The 2,582-nt window shown below is 73.4% G+C and carries 3 protein-coding genes and 1 tRNA gene; 2 read left to right on the forward strand and 2 right to left on the reverse strand.

Annotated elements, in window-relative coordinates; genetic code table 11:
* Positions 1 to 694: nucleoside hydrolase (locus WMJ97_RS14895; RefSeq protein WP_347349789.1), on the reverse strand; the 694-nt coding region annotated here is incomplete at its 3' end.
* Between the two features lie 35 nt (positions 695 to 729).
* Positions 730 to 1,479 carry a DinB family protein gene (locus tag WMJ97_RS14900; RefSeq protein ID WP_347349790.1) on the reverse strand — a complete coding sequence of 250 codons (750 nt, stop codon included), beginning with the start codon at positions 1,477 to 1,479 and terminating at the stop codon, positions 730 to 732.
* A gap of 175 nt (positions 1,480 to 1,654) precedes the next feature.
* On the opposite strand from WMJ97_RS14900, the gene WMJ97_RS14905 reads away from it, so the two are divergent.
* Positions 1,655 to 2,428 carry a hypothetical protein gene (locus WMJ97_RS14905; RefSeq protein ID WP_347349791.1) on the forward strand — a complete coding sequence of 258 codons (774 nt, stop codon included), beginning with the start codon at positions 1,655 to 1,657 and terminating at the stop codon, positions 2,426 to 2,428.
* Between the two features lie 76 nt (positions 2,429 to 2,504).
* Positions 2,505 to 2,578 (forward strand) — tRNA-Ile (locus WMJ97_RS14910).
* Positions 2,579 to 2,582: the final 4 nt, after the last annotated feature.

Genomic DNA, 2,582 nt, shown 5'->3' on the forward strand with positions numbered 1-2,582 from the left:
CCGGGACGCCGCGGGTGCGGTCGCGCTTGGACGAGAGCCGCGGCTCGGGGACGCCGACGTCGCGGGCGAGGGCGTCCAGCCAGGCGGGCCGGAGCTCGACCGGCTCGGTGACGCCGAGGGAGCACACGATCGGCAGGCGTCCGGCGGGGAGGCCCTCGAAGGCGCGGTAGGTCTCGGCGGCGGCGTCGGGATCGACCCAGGCGTTCCACTCGGCGGTCGGCGTCGTGTTGCCCGGGTAGTCGAACGCGCCGCCCATGATGACCACCCGGCCGAGCAGGTCGGGGAAGCGCGGCTCGGCGCGCAGCGCGACCGCGAGGTTCGTGAGCGGGCCGGTGACGAGCAGGGTCGTCTCGCCCGGATGGGCGCGGACCTCGTCGAGCCACACGTCGAGAAACGGACGCCGCGACAGGGCCGCCGACGCAGGGACGTGCGCGTACCCCAGCCCCGCGGCGCCGTGGGTCTCGGGCGTGGTGGTCAGCGAGACGACCAGGGGCGCGGGCGTGCCGGGGGAGACCTCGACGTCCGGCCGCCCGCAAGCCGCGAGCACCGCCGCCGAGTTGACCGCGGCCTGATGGGCAGTCGTGTTGCCAGCGGAGGTGGTGACCGCGGCGAGGTGGACGTCGGGGCGGGCGGCGAGCCAGCACAGGGCGAGCGCGTCGTCGATGCCGGTGTCCACGTCAGCCAGGATTCTCACCCGGCCAGCCTAGGTCGTCGTTTCGGCCTGTCGGGTCACGCCTCCGGCTGCCCCTCCTGGAGGCGCGCGAGGTCGCGGCGGATGTAGCGCAGGTGGGCCCACTCCTCTTCCAGGATCGTGCGCACGCAGTCGCCGACGGTCGGCTGCCAGTCGTCGTCGGGGCCCCACGGGTTGTCGCGTGGCTCGTCCAACTGCTCCTGCGTGACGGTCGCCAAGAAGTCGGTCACCATCTGTTGGCGTTCGGCGCGGACGGCCGCGACCTCGTCGAAGTCGCGAGGCTCGCGCATCCGCGCCGGCACGACGCCCATCTCGGACGCCCCCGTGAAGAACTGCCCGATCTCGTGGAAGGGGTCAGGCTGCCGGCCGATGCCCGCGAGCAGCCACGCGTCCGTCGCGAGGATCAGGTGGCGCAACGTCTGCGACAAGGACCATTCGCCGCCGACCTGCACGTCGCGCAGGCCGGCGGGCGTCCCCTCGACGGTCGTGCGCCAGGCGTCCTGGACCGCGGACCAGCCGTCGCGCAGGCCCTCGGGGGTGCGCGCCTCCTGCAGCTCACGCCCGGGGAACTGACGATTCAGCTCGTCCCTCACGAACGGGACGACGTCCACCCCGTTGACGTACAGGCTGCCGAAGAACAGGTCGTGGCTGTCGACGTCGAGGCCGTCCAGGTCCACGCCGCGCATGGTCACCCCGCTCATGTCGCAGAACCGGAACGTCGCCCCCGTGAAGCGGGACCGAACGAAGGAGGCGCCGGTGAAATCGCCCGTGCGTGCGTTGGCCGTCATGCGACCAGTGTCCCAGCCCGGCGACCCCGTGCACAGCCCCTGCCGCGGCTGAGCGATGATCGGGGTCGCCCCCGCGACCGGACGGGCGTCCCTAAGTGAACAAGTCGAATGGTCGCCCGCGCGGGGACGCCTCCTCGCCCTCGACGGCGCACCGCCCGCGAGCGAGAATTCGACCGTGACCTCAATCGTTTCATGGCGGCGGATCGGCCGGCCCGTGGAGGCGATTCCGCCGCAGCTCCGTCTGGCCCGCCAGGGCATCGACCCCCTCGAGCGGCACTGGGAACGCGACTCGCTGCAGTCCGGCGCACTCCCCGCGCTGCTGCTGGGGGTGGCGATTTTCGGCATCGGGTCGGGCCTCATCCCGTACCTGTCGTGGGGCGAGACGCCCGCCTGGTTGGACGCGCTCGGCGCCCTCGCCCTCGCGTACGCGCTGGGGTGGACGGTGTACGCGCTCTTCGTGCGGCATCGCGCGCTGCGCTTCGTGCATGAGTTGGACGCCGCGGCCGTCCAGCAGTTGGCCGTCGAGGCGCTCGACGAACTCGCCGGGCCGGTGGCCCGGCTGTCGCGGCTGTTGCTGCCGGGGTCGCCGGGGGCGATCGATCAGGTCGCGGTGACCTCGCGGGGCATCGTGCTGCTGGCCCCGCTCGACCTCCGGGGGAACCGGTCCCTGGACGAACTGGAGCAGACGTCCGGGCTGGGGCGGCAGGCGTCCCTGCTGCGGCAGCGCGCGCTCGCCGTGCGCGTGCTGGTCGGCTCGGAGATCCCCGTGGTGCCCGTGCTGCTCACCGTGAGCGGCACCGTGGACGACGGCCCCGCTCGCATCAACGGCTCCGAGCTCCACCTTGCGGACCTGCGCCAGTTCAAGCCCCTCGTGGACGCCCGGCCGCGGGTCGTCGGCGAGGACGACGTCCAGCGCATCGCCGGACGCCTGCGGCGCTACGCCGGCTGACGCCCGCGGGCGTCGCGCGGACCCTGGCGATCCGCACCGGGGCAGAGGGACGCCGCCCGCTAGGGTGGACGCTCTCGGGGCGTTAGCTCAGCCGGTCAGAGCAGGGGACTCATAATCCCTGGGTCGCGGGTTCGAGCCCCGCACGCCCTACCTA

It is taken from the genome of Nigerium sp. (assembly GCF_039811905.1).
Taxonomy (GTDB): Bacteria; Actinomycetota; Actinomycetes; order Propionibacteriales; family Propionibacteriaceae; genus Propioniciclava.